This window comes from Sphingosinicella microcystinivorans (genome assembly GCF_003634215.1).
Taxonomy (GTDB): domain Bacteria; phylum Pseudomonadota; class Alphaproteobacteria; order Sphingomonadales; family Sphingomonadaceae; genus Sphingosinicella; species Sphingosinicella microcystinivorans.
This window is the reverse complement of record NZ_RBWX01000012.1, coordinates 118,450-135,653: the sequence shown is the minus strand read 5'-3', so window position 1 is coordinate 135,653 and position 17,204 is coordinate 118,450. Positions and strand designations below refer to the sequence as shown.

Genomic DNA, 17,204 nt, shown 5'->3' with positions numbered 1-17,204 from the left:
ATGGCGACGTAAGCAAAGCCGCCCGTGATCGCGACATAGGTGAGATTGGCAACCCAAAGTTGATCAGGGCCCGTCACATGAGTGCCTTGTCCAAATCCGGGAAAATCGGCAGGTTATGGGCGCTGTCAGTGGTGGCGATATAGCGCCGCCGACGGCGCGGCTGCAGATCATGCTGCTCTAACTAAGCACGGCAACGTCCGCTTCCAAGCATTTTCGCTCAAGTTGCCATTCCTCAGTTCGACATGGGCGAACTTCAACGTATCTCTTCTTGCCCGCACCTTTCGAGAAACCTCTCCAGCCCTATGACCGGCACAAGCGTCATGCTCCCCACCTTGATCGTGGGTATGTCGCCGGCCTTGATGAGTTCGTAGAGCTTGGACCTGCCGATCCCGGTAATGCGGCAGGCCTCGGGGATGCGCACGGTGATCGGGCGCGGGGCCGGGTCGATGCTCACGGCAGGTCCTCCCCAAGCAACCGCTGCCGCTTGCCCTTGCCGGTGAGCCGCCGCTCGACAAGCTCGAGGAACGCATCGATGCGCTCGCCGCCGAGCCGCTGCGCATTGTCATCGAACGGCGGATGGTGCGCGACGAGGGTCAGCTGGTGCTGGATGAACAGCGCGAGCATCTCGGTAATAGCGTCGATGCCGTGCCGGTTCGCTTCGGTGTATTGAGCGAGCCGGTCGAGCCTGGGTCCGAACCGCGCGTCGAGCTCGCGCGCGGCCTTGCGGTCGATCCAAGCGCGCAGCGCATCGGTGAGGATCTGCGTTTTCGACGCGCCGGGCTTCCTCGCGAGCGTGTGCAGCTGCTCGGTGAGGTCATCGGGAAGGTAGAACTGATGCCGCGTTTTCATGGGGCGGAGTATCGCGCCGCTGCGCGCGGGCGCATACGGCCTCGCCGCCGTCACGAACCGCCTTTCCACCGCCAAGCCTGGCGACGCCGAGCCCTACATGCCGATCGAGAGTCCCCGACTGCGCCCGATCGTCCAGCTGATCCCGCTTTCGCGGACGATACCGGAGACCTGCTTTCCGATGCCGCGCTCAAGCACGGTGCGCCAGGGCACGAGTGCGAACTCGCGGCTCTTCTCGATGATACTGTACTTGTGGTCGCCCACCATGACGCTGCGCGCCACCCTGCCCTCGATGTGTTCGCCGGTGCGGGCGGGTTTATGCGCAAGCCCCAGCTCCGACGACAGCTGCACGGCGACGCGGCCAAGCTCGCGCTGCCGGAGCGCGGTGAGCGCACCGGGCTTCATCGTGAAGGTGTCGGCCTCGACGTGTCCGAGCCCTTCACGCTCAAGCCAGAGCATCCGCTGCCGGAGCGCCGCGCGCACCTCGGCGCCGAACCCGCGTCTGAGCGCCTCGGGGGTGCGGGATGCGAGCTCGCGGTCGAGCCAGGTCTCGCCGTCATGGCCGGGAAGCTGGTCGAGCGGCTTTGCAGACAACACCTCGATGGAGACCGGCCGGTCCCTGGCGAGCGCCGCCTCGTAGTCTTGCGCCCTGCTCAGGTGATCCTCGGCGATGATCCACGTACCGTCCGGCTCGCGCGTCACCCCGCCCGTCTTCCGGCGCATGGCTTCGAGCCGCCGCACATGCGCCTCGGCAAAGTCCTCGGTCGCGCGGGCATCGTGCTTGAGGTGCAGGTCGATGTTGTACCGTCCGCCACTCGCGGCGGCGACCTCGGCGATGGTGCGGTCGGCATCACGCACGCCGTGCGGTGTGGGTGCGATGCGCACGATGCTGCCGTGCCCGGTCTCAGTGCTGGCCTGGCCGATATCGACATAGTGAACCTCGCCGCCGATCCCATCGACGATGAGATACTGCCGGTCGGCGTGCTCGTCGGAGAGACCACGCGCGACAACCTTGCCGAGAATCGTTTCCATAGCCTTCGGATCATGGATGCGCTGCTCGGCGGGTGACCGCGCCAGGGCGTGTGCAGTGAGCTGGCGCTGCATCGTGCGGATGATGTCGCCCTTCTCGCCCATGCGCCGCAGCGAGGATTCCATGTCGGGATCGAGTTTCCACCAGCCGGGGCGCACCTCCTCGGCGAGGCCAAGCCGCGCGAGCTTGTGCAGGCGACGCGTGCGCAGTGCCTGCTCGGTACCGTCACGGTGGCCGGGATGGACGAGGCCATCGTCGCCCTTTGCGTGCTCAAGCTTCCGGTCGAGACCCGTGTAGCGCTCGGCGTCCACCTCGCGCGCGGCGGCCGCGACGATCTCCTGCTCGGTTCTGGGTCCAAGGTCGAGGCTGACGATCGCTTCGGCGCGGGCACGGATGCCGTGCGTGATGTAGTCCCTCGCAATGATGAGGTCGTGGCCGCGCTCGTCCTTGCCGCGAAGAATGACGTGGCTGTGCGGATGACCGGTGTTGAAGTGATCGACCGCGACCCAGTCGAGCTTCGTCCCCAGATCCTCTTCCATGTCGGTCATCAGCCGCCGCACCAGGGGCTTCAGGTCTTCGTACGTGTCGCCGTCCTCCGGCGCGACGATGAAGCGGAACTGATGACGGTCGCCCTCCGATCGCTCGAGGAAGGCCTTGCCAGAGACTCCATCCACATCGGCCCCGTAGAGCCGCCCACGCTCGCCCTCGCGCGTGGTCCCGTCACGCTCGAGGTAGCGCACGTGCGCGCGGGCCGCCGACAGCCCTTTGCCAAGCTTCACGATGCGCGCCTTCACCACGACGCGGCGATGGCTCGTACCCCGTGTCCGCAGCACGCTCGCGACCCCGCCGCCGCGCCCGATGCGTGCGCCGGTGAACTTTGAGCCTGATCGGCCGCGCCTCGCCGTGCGTCCGGCGCGCGCCGCCGCCTTCGCAAGCCGTGTCCGCATCGGCGGCGCTCCGATACGCCCGAGCCAGAGTTCGAAGTCGTCGCCGCCTGCCATCGCCCATCTCCGGCATCAAAAGCCAGGATGAGGGCGAACACAGACGATCCGGTCAAGGACCTCCAATCGATCTCTCGGGGAAGCCAAGGCGCCGTGCGGCTTTCCGCGCAGTCGGTCTCGCGGGTGAAGGCAGGGGTGCAAACCGCACCTCTAACAAAAACGATGTGTAGACAATGACTTGCCGGCCAAAAGGAGGCGCGGCTTTCTATCTTGCCCTCTTAATTGGGCAACGCTCGAGGACCTCTTCCATCCCACTTCTCCTTCTTCCCTGCATCTGAACGACCGCCGCGCGCGAACTGCGAGTCCTGGTGCGCCGTGCACTCTTCCGCATTCAGCGCGGGCGCAAAAGGCCGCATGGGAGCGGTGTCGAAGCCCGTGCGATGCATGTCGACGTCGGATCACCGGGGCCACATCACAGGCACTCGAGCGTGGTCCGGCAAACGTCGGCCACAGGCAAGATGTCGTGCTTCCCGGTTCCCAGATCTGCACCAGTCCTCATCCGCTCAGGCGCGGATCTCCATTCGGTTCAAAGGGGTTAAAATGACAGTCATTTGGAGGCGGCAACCGTGGCCGCTTCGTGATGGTATAGCTTGCGCACAAGATCGCGCGGCCTAGCCTCGGGCGCACCCTGATAGCAGGTCCCGTCCTTCCACATCGCGTGCATTATCACCGCCAGCTTGCGTGCGATCGCGACGCAGGCCTTGTTGCTGGACTTCTTCGCGGCGAGCTTTTGGCCCCATTCCTTGATGCGATCCGGCCGCTTGTACCGATGCAACAGGCAGTTGGCGGCTTCAAAAAGCGCGTGTCGAACGTCGGGATCACCCGCCTTGCTGATCCGTCCTTGGACGTCGATCGAACTGCCCGACTGCCAGCGTTTCGAGGTCAGCCCGAAGTACGCGGCGACGTCCCGTGAGCGGCGGAAGCGAAGCGGATCGTCGATCGCGGTCGTGAACGTCAACGCCGTCACCGGGCCGACACCGGGGATCTCCAGATAACGTCGGCAGAGCTCATCCCGCGCAACGATCTGGAGCACCAGCCGATGCAGCTTCACATATTCTGACCATAAGGCAGCGCGGGCCCGCAACATGCAGTCCATGAGGCCGCTCGAAAGCGGATCGTTCGCCGCAGTGTCGCGTACCGCCTGATCGAATCGGCCTCGGCCGACCTTGCTCAAGCGCACGCCGAACGCCTTCAACGAATGTCGGATCGTGTTCTCGAGGTCGAGAAACTTACGCTTCAGATTGCGCCGCTGGATCAACACGAGCCGCACACGGTAGCAGGCTTCGGTCTTGATATGCGCGGCACGGAACCAGCCCGTGCGCATGATATGGGCGATGCCGAGCGCGTCGGCCGCGTCTGTCTTGTTGCGCTGCGCTGACATCGCCGCACGGACGTGGCGGGTTTCGAGGCAGACCACCGGCAGCCCCATCTCCTTGAGTCCGGGATGCAGCCACGGCGACAGCGCGCCGGCCTCATGGCCAACACGCCGGAGTTGCTTCCGATACGGCACCAGTGCCGCCGCGATCGACGCGGGATCGCTCGGCACGGACGCCGTCATCATCACCTTTCCCGCGGCGTTGACCACACAGATTGCGGTCTCGTCGATCGACACATCAAGTCCGGCAAAACAGTCCATTTGCGTCCTCCTGCGCTCACCAATCACCCCCTGACTGGATGCACGAGTCGGTGCGGAAGTCCGCGCCGGTGCGTCAGACAACGGCACCAGCGCGGCCAGAAGTTCATCATGCCCAATTACCTCGGCAGTCCGCCCTTCCGCCCCTTCGCGCGGCTACTACCCCCAATCGTCCGCACCCCTACGGACGGACATGGACGCCGACGGTCACGCGCGGGCCGACAAGCGGTCATTTTTAAGGTGTCGTGGGGAATCTCGGCAGGATTGGATGGGTATGGACGCGGCGCTTTGCGCGCTTTCCGCCAGATTCTGCGCAATTCCCGCCCTAGCTTGCGGATGCTGCACAGCATAAACGCAGCACGAAGCGTGGCGATTCGTGTGTTTGGGCACGTTTTTTTGAACGCCCGAACGCGTTAACGACGTGTTCGTTTGACAGCGATTCCGCAGGCCGTCAGACGGGCTTTCCACAACGATATTGGAGCTCAGACATGAACAATGCCGACCTCGCCGAAGCGCTTGCCGAGACGCTTGGAACCACCAAGGCCGATGCGCGCAAAGCGGTCGATGCGGTGTTCGCCGCGATCACCGATGCCGCTGCCAAGGGCGAGGAAGTGTCGCTCAACGGCTTCGGCAAGTTCAAGGTGAAGGCCTCTCCGGCGCGCGAAGGTCGCAACCCTGCGACGGGCGCGGCGATGCAGATCGCGGCCTCGAACAAGCTCGCGTTCAGCCCCGCCAAGGCGGTCAAGGACCGGCTGAACGGCTAAGGCCGACGCGGCTTTCGAGACTTGGCCACCAGCATCCGGGGGCAGTTGGATGCTGGCGGCCGCACCGGAAGTCGGTGGAGGTGAGAGGAACGACGGGACGTCTGTCCGGTTCCGCCGCCACGCCCCGAACAAGAAAACGCCGGCCCAAAGGCCGGCATTCAGTTCATGAAAGGGGAGTAATGGCGCCAGCCTATGGCGCCGGATACCGCGCGGCAACCTCACCCTTCCGGCAGTTCAGGCGGCGCGTTCGAGTTCGTCGAGGCGCTTCAAGCAAAGCTCTTCGATGAGGCCGCGCAGGACCTCGACGCGGCCGCCGATCCAGTCCAGCTCCTCGGCGGTGATGCGGTAGTGCCGTGAGTAGCGCGCCTTTACATAGGCCGCGCGCAGCAGCTCGTAACAGCGCCGCTCGAACTTCGTTGAGCCCGGCCACACCTCACGAAGCCGGGGCTCCAGCGCCTCGGTTTGCGACCGCAGCCGGTTCAGGTTGTGCGTCTTCGGGCTGTACAGGGTGCGGACGAGAAAGAGTGTGTGATAATAACGTTCGGTGGCCTGGTGCAGCTGAAACGCCGCTTCTTTCGGCCTGTCGATGCTGATGTAGTATTGAGCGCCCTTCGAAAAGGCGATCGCGCTCTCGAACCACTCGTCATAGTAGTCCTGCGTCTCCTTGAGCGCCTCGGCGGGGGTCAGCTTGCGGGGCGTCTCGAACGGATGGCCGCGCTCTTCGAACAGCACGATGCCATCCTTGACGATGTCGGTGAAGAAGTACCGACCGAGCTTCAGCTTGTCGTTTACGTCGTCGAGGCTGTGGTAGATCACGCTCACGGGCGTCCTGACCTTGCCCTCGCCGACCTCGGCGAGCAGCCGGTCTTCGGTCTTCAGCCAGAACTCGGGAACATCGGTCAGGTCCTCGTGGTCGACGACGACAAGGATATCGTAGTCGGAGAAGTACCGGCCGACCGGGTCTTCCACCCAGTCACCGCGCGCATAGCTGCCGAACAGGATGATCTTGAGCAGCTTGCCGTCGCGGAAGCGCGGCGCGCGCCGCTCGGCGACAGCCTCGGCAAAGCCCTCGCGCAGCAGCGCGACGACGCGCTCAAGCTCGCGCCGCTTGCCCTCGGGCAGCGTAATACCGGGATCGTCAATGCTCTTCATCGTACACAGACTCGCTTCTTATCAGCGCCTTGCCAAGCACAAACGCGCACAGCACCCACCTCTTTCCCATAGTCGCACCCAGCGGAAGAGCGGGGGAGCGCCGACAGGTCCGGCCATGAGGGCCGAGCCTGTCTTTCTGGAATCCAGATCAACACCCTTCCATCGGGCTATTTCAATGCGTTCAGCCCCGTGCTGACCTCCTGCTTCGGGAGGCCGCTCCCGCCGTTTCGCTATAATGAAACACTGAACTTCTCGAGATACGGCGCGATAACTCAATCTGCGGTACGGAAAGATCAGTGCGTTCGGCTCGCCTGCGGCTACGGCGGGCATGCGCCGACGCTGTACGAGACGATCACGATGCTGGGTGGGCTGCCGGACGCGACACGCGTTTACCCGGGGCATGATTATCTGAAGCGGAACCTGGGGTTCACGCTGTCGGTGGAGCCGGGCAATGCTGCCGCGCTGGCGCTGGTGGAACGGATGGAGGGCGAGCCGTACTTCACGACGCTTGGCGAGGAGCGGGCGATCAACAGCTTCCTGCGGCTCGGGAGTCCGGGCATTCGAGGGAACCTGCCGGAGCTGGCCGAGGGGGCCGGCGAACTCGCGGTGTTTCTGGCTTTGAGAAAGCGCCGCGACCGCTGGTGACGCGTGAAGGTCATGCAGGCCTTTGCACTGACGGAAGAGATTCGCGCCGAGGTCTCGACGTATTGTGCACGAAGGTATGGCGCTTGCCCCCTTGCGCGCTTCACCTGGCCACGGCGTACGCGTCTCAACGTCTTTGCGAGAAAGGTCGAGTGCGCAGCGATAAGAACATTCGAAAGCCCATTCCTGGCCAGCTCAAATGCTTGCCGAGACACGGCATCGAGTGCGAGAAAAGCCTCGCTGTAGCGTCGGCCGACGTTCCCGATCCGGCTGATCACATGGACCATGTTTTGCAGCAGCCGGTACCGGAGACATGCCGCTTGAATGATCTTCTTCCTCTCCACAAGCCGCACCCGGCGGAAGAGTGGGGTGGGTGGGGGAGCGCCGACAGGTCCGGCCAACAGGGCCGGGCCTGCACCCGAAGGGCTGGAACGGAAGTGGAAGACCCGCGTCAGCGGGTTGCAGGATCGGCACGGCCGGACCAAAGGCATAGCGACCCGCACACACCGCGCAGGAACCGATCAAACAGGCGCCGCCCGGCCAAAGGACGGATGGCAATGAGCCTGATGACTATGGAGGCAAGAAATCCATGGTTAGCTGGCCTCATTTCGTCGCAATATAGCCACGCCTGGCCGAAATTCATGCATCGAACCAAGAACAGAAAAAGAACGCATGGTATTTTTGGGGGTAGGTACATTATATCATAAATGAACTAATATAAGTATATCATAATCTTATTTGTGTAGTTCGACTCCGTCCCCGGCACCATTAGCCTTTCCGCAGACGTCCAAAAAAGCGGTAGAACTCTGCGCCTTTTTGACGGCGCATCGTCCGCTCGCGACAGCCCCGGTTTGTTGTCGACTTTTGCTGTTGACGGTACATTTTTGGGAAATGTGCGGTCATGCCGGCAAGCGGGGTATTTTGGCGCCGGGCGTTTATCCGGAGGTGTCTTTTAAAGACGCGCGTGAATGCAGGCAAAATGCTCGACAAGGGGCTGAACCCGTCCGCCTACAAGAAGCTGACCAGCGGCATTGCTTCCCTCGAGGGCGGCGATTCGTTCAAGGCGGCGGCCAATGAGTGGTTCGCGAAAAATCGAGGTGGGAGGACGCGCGGCGACCATGGAGAAGCTGCGCCGGCGCCATCATTCTCCCATTATGAACTGAACGCCGGCCTTTTGGGGCCGGCGTTCCTTTGTCCAGGCAGGCGCCTGAGAGCGGCGCTGACGGAACCGGCGCTGTGGCTCTGCGTTCCATAAGCTCCACCGACATGGTGCGGCCGCCAGCTCTTATGCCCCCTGTAGCTGGCGGCCAGTTTTCCTGCCCGTGCTGTTCCGGCCTTAGCCGTTGAGCCGGTCCTTGACCGCCTTGGCGGGGCTGAACGCAAGCTTGTTCGACGCTGCGATCTGCATCGCTGCGCCGGTTGCCGGATTGCGGCCTTCGCGTGCCGGAGAGGCCTTCACCTTGAACTTGCCGAAGCCGTTCAGCGAGACTTCTTCTCCTCGCGCAGCAGCATCGGTGATCGCGGCGAACACCGCGTCGACGGCCTTGCGCGCATCGGCCTTCGTGGTCCCGAGCGTCTCGGCAAGTGTTTCGGCGAGGTCGGCATTGTTCATGTCTGAGCATCCTTTTGTTGTGGAAAAGCCCGTCTGAAGCCCCAAGGAATCGCTGTCAAACGAACACGTCGTTAACGCGGGAAAACGCGCGAAAATCATGCCGAAAGCATCATTTTTGATCGCTATCATGCTGCAGCGACCCCAATAGCGTGTTCTGGCAGAGATTGATTGGAAATCGTTCACAGGCGTGAAGCATGGAAAAGCACAGCGCGCAGTCGCATTATGGGAATGAACCCATATATTTGTTTTTTTCCTTGAACCAGTATTCCCTTGCCCGAAGTTGCCCAAGGTGACAACCCACAAGTGTGTTTTCTTTATTCAATCTAAACGAGAGTAATATAGCTTACATAGGCATAAAAATTCACAAATAAAATATGTGGAGAATTTATGCTATCATGCATGACAGCCTAAGGATATTCGATGAAAGCAGTTCACTGCGCATCGGCAAAATCTTAGAATCGGTGCCCTGACAACAGACTGTGACGCTCGATCTCTTCTGCGATTTTCATACTCGATTAAGGGTCCCAAGCCATTTTTCTGTTGTAATGCGCTCTAGGCGCATTATGCGCCAGAGGAGGGGGAGGGATGAATGTACCAGTCGTTTTTGGGCCGCTTGGCTTTGCTGTTTTCGCTCGTTGGCATACCGGGCGCCGCAATGGCCGATTATGCGCCTATGTCGGCCGAAGACTATAATCGCGGGGTGCTGCGGGAACATAATATTTCACCGGGCACAATAAGATTCACACCTCTGCGCAGCGAACAGGTCGGCCCGTTGAATATAAGTTATTCCGCGATGCGAGGTGAAAATTCCATATCAGCCGTAATCATGCTGACGAACCGAACCGGTAATGCATATTGTACCTATACAAAGGCCCGCATTTTATTCGACGGTTCTGAAAAAGGGGTTTTAGAGGATGGATCGTACAAAGAGTTCATCATTTTACCTCACTCGTCCATCTTAATCAAAAGGGCCGTTATCCATAATGCCGGGCGGCTGGTCGAAACCGAAGCGGGCTATGAATTGGCGGCGTGGCGTGGAGATATGGCCAAGCCCGCGGGTACCGGCCAACGCTGTGGACCAAATGAACCCGCCCAATATAAGTCTTGGAAAGCCAAGCCGTTCGGAAAGGGCGGCGACCTCGTTTTCGATCTCGTGCCCACCAGACCTGCTCCGACATCGGTCGATTATCCGCCGGCAGTTCCGAAGTCGAATCCCGGCACATGGCTTTCGTTTGCAAACCTGGACCCGGAGCTGAAAAAGCGAATGCCGCGTTCGCTCCGGGTGAACGTTCGCCTGACGGTTGGAAAGGACGGGCGAGTGACTGGCTGCACCCATGACGGCAACGGCCCCGCGGGCAAGCCGTTCGGCGATGCCGCGTGCAAATCCATGTCGATTCGAGCACGATTCAAGCCACCGATCGACGCTGCGGGCAATCCGGCGGTCGGCGTTTTCGAAACCCACGCAACATGGCAGTCAAATTAGCGTGCCCACCGGAGACATCATCGGCGCGCCGTCCGATAAAGCCAGCGTGACCGGCGTGCCGAACGCCATGTGGCGCCGTGTATCGACCGCGATCATGACCTGCCTTCTGCTGTGCGCCCAGACCGTGCAAGCGCAGTGGTTTCAGGCGCCCGAATATTCGCGCCAACTTCCGACTGCTGCCGAAGCTGCCGAGATCGCAGGCCTTGCCTCCGCAGCCACGCCGCCGAGGAGCCTGTATCTGGGGGCTGAGGATAATGCTCCATTGCTGTCCTGCATCGTGATGTTGCAGGATCCCGCGAACGGCTATTCGTTGATACTGCAAAACCGCTGCAATTTCGGGCTCGACGTGGAAGGGTTCGTATCGGGCTATCTGGCGAACGGCAAATGCCCTTCGAAAACCGAAGGCGGGCGACTTTCGGAGATCTTTCATTCGACCCTGATGCCGGGTGAAACCGATAGCGATTTTGCTCCTTACCAAAATTGCATTGCCCAAATTCACGATCTGAAAGTCCAGCCGCCGGAACTGTTGTTCGAGCAACGGCTTGGCCCGAGGATTTCCTCGATCGAGGAATGGCAAGAGGATAACAACGGCAATCGGATCTGGTGGCAGGAACTCGCGTTCGACAAGGAAGCGTCCGCCCAGTTTCCCAAAAGCAATCTTTGCTGGTCGAACTTTTCGGTGGATCATTTGATCGGAGGCAGCGGTTTTTATCCCTATAAGCGACAGGAAAGCGGAGCAATCGCCCTCCTCTGGTATGGGGTCAAAAGCGCTCGGATCGGCGAGCGATCCGTCACCGTAAAGTCGTCTGAAATCGAGCGCCGACATTATCGGATCAACTTTCTGCCCGGCGTGGATCGAAAGGAGATTGCCGAAGCCGTGAATCGCATCCTTTACCGGTGCCAGCCACGTTAGGACTGCGGGGGACCACACTTGATCCCCTCCCACACATCGGCCTTCGCTGAACGACGAGATCGCTCACGGCGACGTAGACTACGCCTTGGGGTCGTTTCCCACACCGTACTCTAGGAAGGCTTTCCTGCCTGATGCCCGGAATGTCGGCGTTGCGTTCGCCCCTGGCAACGAAACCTCATTGTCACATTAAACCCATACTGCACTGCGGCAATGAGTTCAGACGCCGCACAGCTGACCGCGCAACGCACAGAATTGCTGCGATATGTGGGGCGGCAGGTACGCGACTCGGTTCTCAGCGAGGATATCGTGCAGGAGGCGTATCTTCGCCTGCTGACTTTCGAGGCCAAGCCGGACAGCGCCGTAAGCAGTGTACCCGCCCTGCTCCGCCGTATTTCGCTCAACCTGATCCGGGACCATTTTCGTCGTGCCGCGCGCGTTCCGGTCGTTGAGCTCGCCGACACAGCCGTGTGTCCCATGCCTACTGCCGACCAGCAGCTGGAACGGCGACAGCTGATCGAGATCGTTGCAAACATTCTCAAGACAATGCCCGGTCTACGCCGGGAGATTTTCATCCGGCGACGTGTGCATGGTCAATCGGCGGCAGAGGTGGGGGAGGCGCTCGGGGTTTCGCCAAGCGCTGTGAGCAATCACGTTGCCCGCGCCATCCTTGATCTTGACGCTGCAATCGAGAGGCTTGAGAAACGAGGCGGCCCTGTCAGAGACTAGCACCATAAAATGGGAAGCCGCTCAATGGGTTGAGCGTCGCATGGACGACGAAGCCTTCGATGAAGCCGCCTTTGATGCGTGGCTTGCGGGAGATCCAGGTCGTCGGCGCGCATTCGAAACGATGTGGCAGCGCATTATGGGGTCTGACATGGACGCTGCCCTACGCACCTACAAGCGCAGAGGCGCGGCCCGCGCCTGGCTGGCAGGCGGCGCAGCCGCTCTCGTGGTTCTCGCGGGCGGCTATAAAATCGTCCCGCTGGTGGAATTGAACCTGGCTTCGCCGCAAAGATATACAGTGGCGGAGGGGCGTATCCGCGAGGTCGTGCTGGCAGATGGCACGCAGCTCACGCTGGCAAGAGATGCCGACGTGAGAGTTCGCTATACCGATCACGCCCGCGTGGTCGAACTGACACGCGGCACGATCTTCGCTGATGTCACCCATGACAAGGCGCGGCCGTTCCGGGTCGAGACGGGCGAGGCCCATGTCGTGGTTCTCGGAACAAGCTTCGAGGTCTTGAAACGGCAAGAGGATGTCCGCGTTTCCGTGGCATCGGGCGTGGTTCGGTTCGGCGAGGATGGCTGGTTCAACAAGCCGATCAGCCTTACCGCGCAACAGGCTGCAGTATTGGACCAGCGGGGCTTGGCCAGAACAGCCGATGTGACAGGCCGTGTCGCCAACTGGCGCAGGGAGTGGGTGGAATATCGGGGCGCATCGTTGCAACAGGTGGTTGCCGATCTGCAGAGTCTCTCTCCGTTGCCCATAGAGATCGCCGAAAGCCTCGGCGACAAGCGCGTAAGCGGCAGGATCCGGCTGACCGATCCCATCGGCCAGCTTCAGAATCTTGCAATCACGCATGGCTTTCAGCTTCGCCAGACCGATCAGGCATTGGTGATATCGCGGAAATAGCCAATGTTCGGCCGCCCGCCGGGCTTGTCACAAAACGACAACAAGAAACTTTGTGAAGTTTGGAAACCTGCCGCGTCTTTCCCCTGAACCCATTCACTTAGGCACAGGGGAATACACAGTGTCCACGTTCCAGGACTCGTTTCGCGCGGGTGTCTCCGCTTTCGCGCTTGCTATTGGCGCCGTTTGCGCAACCGCACCGGCATTGGCGCAAAGCAGCATCACACTTCCGTCTGATAGTCTGGAGTCTTCACTGAATGCACTGTCGCGTCAGACCGGCGTGCAGATACTGGTCGATCAGACGTTGCTTAAGGGAAAGAAGGCGCAAGCGATCAGGAGTGTGTCTTCTGTACAGGCTGCGCTGACGCAGCTTCTCCGCGGGTCTGGGCTCACCTATCAGAAGCGCGGAGATGCGTTCCTGATCATTCAGGATGCCCGGCCCTCGAAATCCAGTGCAGATATCGCACCGATCGAGCGACAGGCGGTGGCAGACACGCAGGTCGCATCTGGCGAAGACATTGGCGCTGCAGGCAATAGTGAGACGATCGTTGTCACCGGATCACGCATCGCGCGACCGGAGCTGGAATCGCCGATGCCGATCAGCGTCGTCAACATGCAGCAGGCGGAACGGGCAGGCCGGTTCAGCGCCTACGACGCTTTGCAACTCAATCCGGCCGTCGCTCCGGGCCTGGGGTTCAACAACGCCGTCAGCAATCAGAATGCGGGCGCTTCGTTCGTTGACCTGCGTGGCCTCGGCGCAGAGCGCAGCCTGACACTGGTTGACAGCAGGCGGCGCGTTTCCGCTTCCAACGGCAGTTCCGCGGTGGATATCGGCATGATCCCCAGCGTGATGATCGATCGCGTCGAAGTTGTTACCGGCGGAGCGGCTGCCGTTTATGGTGCCGATGCCGTCACGGGCGTGACGAATGTGATCACGAAGGATTATCTGGACGGGCTGCATATCTCCTTCAATCAGGGGATCAGCCAAAAGGGCGATGGACTTCAGACCCGTGCCTCGATCGCGACGGGCGGGAACTTCGCCAATGATCGCGGCTCCTTCATCATTGGCGGAACCTATACAAACGTCGGAGAGATTCTCTCGAAAGACCGACGGTTTTCAAGAAACCTGTCTCAGATCTGGGCCAATCCCGCGAACACGGGACCAAATGACGGCATTCCCGATCTCATCATGTATCGCAATCAGCGCAGCCAAACTGTGGGCTATGACCCAAGCTACCTGCTGAACGGCAAGCGCTACACATTCAATGAAAATGGTCCGGTCGCATTTCACGCCGGTACGGTGATCGTACCGGAGTCGATGTTTGATGGTGGCGACGGCGCCAACTTCTATGAACGCCAACGGCTGCAGGGCGATTATGAATCCTACGCGTTCATTTCCAAGGTTGCTTACAAGCTGACTGATGCGATCGAATGGCATGGCCGCATCGACTACGGTCGTTCGCTCTACGACGCGACCTACATCAATCTTTTTCGTCAGGATCTCCGCGCCAATCAGGCGGGCGGCCGCGGCGGAGACAGGGCCTATCTCGACAATCCTTACCTGCCGGATTTCCTGCGCACCATCATGGTCGACAACGGATTGAGCGAACTCGCCATTGAACGGAGCTATGCCAATTTCCCGCTCATTCAGGCCAGACACGACCGCGACACTTTTACCGTCAACTCCGGGCTCTCGGGTGCGCTCGGCAGGCTGAAGTGGGATGCTTTCTGGCAGTACGGTCGTTCAACCGACGAAATCACGTACGTCGGGATTCCCCAGGTTTCGCGTTATGCGGCAGCTCGGGATGCGATTGCCGATCCGCTCACCGGTCAGGCGATTTGTCGGGATTCCACGGCGCGCGCACAGGGCTGCGTGCCTTTCAGCATCTTCAGCCAGCAACCCCTGAATGAAGCGCAGCACAACTGGCTGTTTGGCTATCAGCCGGTTACCCGGCGGACCAACACCCAGAACATCGTGGGCGGCAACATCTCTGGTGACATTTTCGATTTGCCTTATGGGCCGCTCGTCATCGTGGCCGGGGCCGAATACCGCCGCGAAACGATCGAGATGCGCGGAGACGGCCTGGCGCAGCAGGGTGATTTCACGCATTCGCCTCTGGGTATCGACGCCTTCCAAACACCGATCGACGCATCGCAAAGCGTATCGGAAGCCTATACGGAAGTGGTTGTTCCGATCCTGGGCGATTTGCCCTTCGCGCATCGCCTGGAGATTGAAGGCGCCTATCGTTACTCCGACTACAGCACGGGGATCACGACGAGCACATGGAAAGCGGGCGGTTCTTGGGAGCCGATCGAAGGGATCACATTCCGCGGCGTGCGCTCGCGCAGTGTGCGGGCGCCGAATTTCGGTGAACTTTATGCGCCGCAGCGTTTTGTCGCGAGCGGCCAGCCGATAGATCCCTGCAGTTCGATCGGCAATTATAATGCGTCCCCGACCCGCGCGGCGAACTGTGCGGCGCTTGGCATTTCCAGCCCGATCCCGGCCTATTCCGATGGCCCCACGGTTTCCAGCGGCGGCAATCCCGATCTCGCCCCTGAAACCTCAAACAGCCTGACACTCGGTGTGATCGTAAGGCCGAAATTCCTGCCGGGCTTCGATCTGAGTGCCGACTACTGGGACATCGGCATCGATGGCGTGATCGCATCGTTCAGCGCGGCAACGCTCTACAACCTGTGCGTCGATCTGCCGAGTATCGACAATCCCTTTTGCGCCGCGCAGACGCGCGACCCCGCTACGCACAAGCTGGTCTCCGTCAACACCTTCCTGATCAATGCGCAGAAGCTGAATGCCAGAGGGTTCGACTTTAGCGCGAACTACCGCAGCATGCTGGGCGAAGGCAACTTCCATGCGGGGTTGATGGGATCGCTGATGACGAAGCGCCTCTTCGAAACGACGCCGGGGCAACCTGCCGGGGACGTCAACACCCTGGGAAATTCCGTTACACCCAGATTCAAGGCGACACTGCTTCTGAACTACGACGTCCGAGACATTTCTTTCGCGCTCACCAACCGCTTTGTAAGCGCTGGCAAGATCGACCTGACTGACATCGAGGAGCAGTTGGAAGGCAACAGGATACGGCCCTACCTCTACACGGACATCTCCATCGGGCTGGACGTTGCCGAACGATACAAGATCGTGCTCGGCGTGAACAATCTCTTCAACACCGGAGCGCCCCAGGTTCCGAGCGCCAGCGGGGGCTGGAATGTCGGCGGCTATTACGATGTCGTGGGCCGGTATTTCTACACGACCGTCAAGGTGAAGCTGTGATCGCGCTCTGCACCAAGAAAGGTTTTGCAATGCGTTTCAAAACGACAGTCGTCAGCGCGCTGCTCACCTGCAGTGTATTCGTCCTCCCAGCCAATGCAGCTGACCTGCAGGACACGCGAAAAATCGCATTCCCTGTTGCGCAGGATGGAAGCCACGTTCTGGTCGTTGATACCCATACCCATTCCGTGTTCAGCGACGGCTCCGTGTGGCCGAACATTCGCGTGTCCGAAGCGGTACAAAGCGGTCTCGATATGCTCACGGTGACAGAGCACATCGATTATCAGCCGAAATTCGCAGATCTCCCAAATCTTGATCGCAATCGCGCGTTCGAGGTGACACATGAAGCAGCGGCCAGCGGTGCTCCTGAAATACTGGTTGTAAACGGCGTCGAGATTGCCCAGCCGGACGCTTCACTCGGAACCTACAGCGGCCACTTCAACGCGATTTTCCTGAACGATGCGAACGCGCTGCTCCTGCCGACACGAAAGAATCTCCCCCCGCGCGTCGATTGGCGCAAAGCCGTACAGGGTGCGAAAGCGCAGGACGCGGTGATCATCTGGAATCATTCCTGGTGGGATCAGGGGCGAACAGAACCACAGACATTTCACCAGGCGCTCCTCGATGGGAAAGTCATCGACGGTCTTGAAGTGGCCAATGCGGATCAATATTCGGAAAGCGCCTTCCGGTTCGCGCTCGATCATGACATGGCAATTGTTGGCGGCTCGGATCTTCACAGCACGCAGCAGAGCTTCTTCGACCGCACGGGTATTGAACAGCGAACCTCAACGCTGGTGCTGGCAGAGAACAAGACGGAAGCCGCCATCAAGCAGGCGTTCCTGTCTCGTCGAACCGTGGCGCTTTACAACCATACGCTTATTGGTCGGGAACGCGATGTACGCCCCATTGTCGAGGGCGCGTTGACGCTTCACGTCGTCAGTATCTCGCAGCCCGGCGACCCATTTGGCTTTGGTCGGATTGCCCTTCGCAATGCGTCATCGTCGCCTTTCTCTTTGCGCCGTATCGGAGACGATACGATCATGGATGCAGGCGCGCTCATCACTGTTCCAGTGTACGGTGAAGTGGTTCTTGCGTTCAAAAGCAAAGCCGGTGAACAGCGACCCACCATGAGTTTCGAAGTGCTCAATGCACAGATCGAACCGCACACCCCGTTGCGGATCACTCTGAAGTGATCGCCTTTGCTCCAATGGG

14 protein-coding genes and 1 pseudogene are annotated in these 17,204 nt (G+C 60.6%); 9 read left to right on the top strand and 6 right to left on the bottom strand.

What is annotated here, in order from left to right; translation table 11 throughout:
• Window positions 1–253: 253 nt before the first annotated feature.
• From DFR51_RS17895 to DFR51_RS17880, 4 genes are all read right to left on the bottom strand, one after another.
• Window positions 254–454 (bottom strand): helix-turn-helix domain-containing protein, encoded by a 201-nt coding sequence (locus DFR51_RS17895; RefSeq protein WP_121053592.1) that lies wholly within the window; start codon window positions 452–454, stop codon window positions 254–256.
• On the bottom strand, window positions 451–849 hold the full coding sequence (locus tag DFR51_RS17890; protein WP_121053620.1) for a ribbon-helix-helix protein, CopG family: 399 nt from the start codon (window positions 847–849) through the stop codon (window positions 451–453). Before DFR51_RS17890 ends, DFR51_RS17895 begins: the two co-directional genes overlap by 4 nt.
• Before the next feature lie 93 nt (window positions 850–942).
• Window positions 943–2,877, bottom strand: a complete 1,935-nt coding sequence (rlxS, locus tag DFR51_RS17885; RefSeq protein ID WP_121053590.1) for a relaxase/mobilization nuclease RlxS — start codon at window positions 2,875–2,877, stop codon at window positions 943–945.
• Window positions 2,878–3,424: 547 nt separating this feature from the next.
• On the bottom strand, window positions 3,425–4,513 hold the full coding sequence (locus DFR51_RS17880; protein WP_207790691.1) for an IS110 family RNA-guided transposase: 1,089 nt from the start codon (window positions 4,511–4,513) through the stop codon (window positions 3,425–3,427).
• A gap of 470 nt (window positions 4,514–4,983) precedes the next feature.
• Between DFR51_RS17880 and DFR51_RS17875 the strand changes: the two are divergent.
• Window positions 4,984–5,274 (top strand): annotated as a pseudogene (locus DFR51_RS17875) (HU family DNA-binding protein); the annotation flags it as partial.
• 234 nt (window positions 5,275–5,508) lie between these two features.
• Here the strand turns inward: DFR51_RS17875 and DFR51_RS17870 are convergent.
• Window positions 5,509–6,426, bottom strand: coding sequence for a HEPN domain-containing protein (locus tag DFR51_RS17870; protein ID WP_121053586.1), 918 nt, complete (start codon window positions 6,424–6,426; stop codon window positions 5,509–5,511).
• A 189-nt stretch (window positions 6,427–6,615) separates the two neighbouring features.
• Here DFR51_RS17870 and DFR51_RS19450 point away from each other — a divergent pair, with 189 nt between their 5' ends.
• Complete coding sequence (locus DFR51_RS19450) at window positions 6,616–7,071, top strand: hydroxyacylglutathione hydrolase C-terminal domain-containing protein (protein ID WP_121053584.1); 456 nt, start codon at window positions 6,616–6,618, stop codon at window positions 7,069–7,071.
• Between the two features lie 976 nt (window positions 7,072–8,047).
• Window positions 8,048–8,323: a hypothetical protein gene (locus tag DFR51_RS17860; RefSeq protein WP_121053582.1), complete on the top strand. Its 276-nt coding sequence runs from the start codon at window positions 8,048–8,050 to the stop codon at window positions 8,321–8,323.
• Between the two features lie 81 nt (window positions 8,324–8,404).
• On the opposite strand, the gene DFR51_RS17855 is transcribed toward DFR51_RS17860, so the two are convergent.
• The gene (locus tag DFR51_RS17855) at window positions 8,405–8,680 is read right to left on the bottom strand and encodes an HU family DNA-binding protein (RefSeq protein WP_121053618.1); all 276 of its coding nucleotides are present in this window, start codon (window positions 8,678–8,680) and stop codon (window positions 8,405–8,407) included.
• A gap of 589 nt (window positions 8,681–9,269) precedes the next feature.
• On the opposite strand from DFR51_RS17855, the gene DFR51_RS18880 reads away from it, so the two are divergent.
• The 6 genes from DFR51_RS18880 to DFR51_RS17825 all read left to right on the top strand — a co-directional run bounded on the left by DFR51_RS18880 (window position 9,270) and on the right by DFR51_RS17825 (window position 17,185).
• A complete protein-coding gene (locus tag DFR51_RS18880; protein WP_126494521.1) occupies window positions 9,270–10,163 on the top strand; it encodes an energy transducer TonB in 894 nt (297 codons plus the stop codon).
• Window position 10,164: 1 nt separating this feature from the next.
• A complete protein-coding gene (locus tag DFR51_RS17845; protein ID WP_121053578.1) occupies window positions 10,165–11,076 on the top strand; it encodes a hypothetical protein in 912 nt (303 codons plus the stop codon).
• Window positions 11,077–11,286: 210 nt separating this feature from the next.
• Window positions 11,287–11,802 carry an RNA polymerase sigma factor gene (locus DFR51_RS17840; protein ID WP_121053576.1) on the top strand — a complete coding sequence of 172 codons (516 nt, stop codon included), beginning with the start codon at window positions 11,287–11,289 and terminating at the stop codon, window positions 11,800–11,802.
• 40 nt (window positions 11,803–11,842) lie between these two features.
• Window positions 11,843–12,709 carry a FecR family protein gene (locus DFR51_RS17835; protein ID WP_121053574.1) on the top strand — a complete coding sequence of 289 codons (867 nt, stop codon included), beginning with the start codon at window positions 11,843–11,845 and terminating at the stop codon, window positions 12,707–12,709.
• A gap of 52 nt (window positions 12,710–12,761) precedes the next feature.
• Entirely contained in the window at window positions 12,762–15,995 is a 3,234-nt protein-coding gene (locus DFR51_RS17830; RefSeq protein ID WP_121053572.1) for a TonB-dependent receptor, read from the top strand.
• Window positions 15,992–17,185, top strand: coding sequence for an Sb-PDE family phosphodiesterase (locus DFR51_RS17825; RefSeq protein ID WP_121053570.1), 1,194 nt, complete (start codon window positions 15,992–15,994; stop codon window positions 17,183–17,185). Before DFR51_RS17830 ends, DFR51_RS17825 begins: the two co-directional genes overlap by 4 nt.
• Window positions 17,186–17,204: the final 19 nt, after the last annotated feature.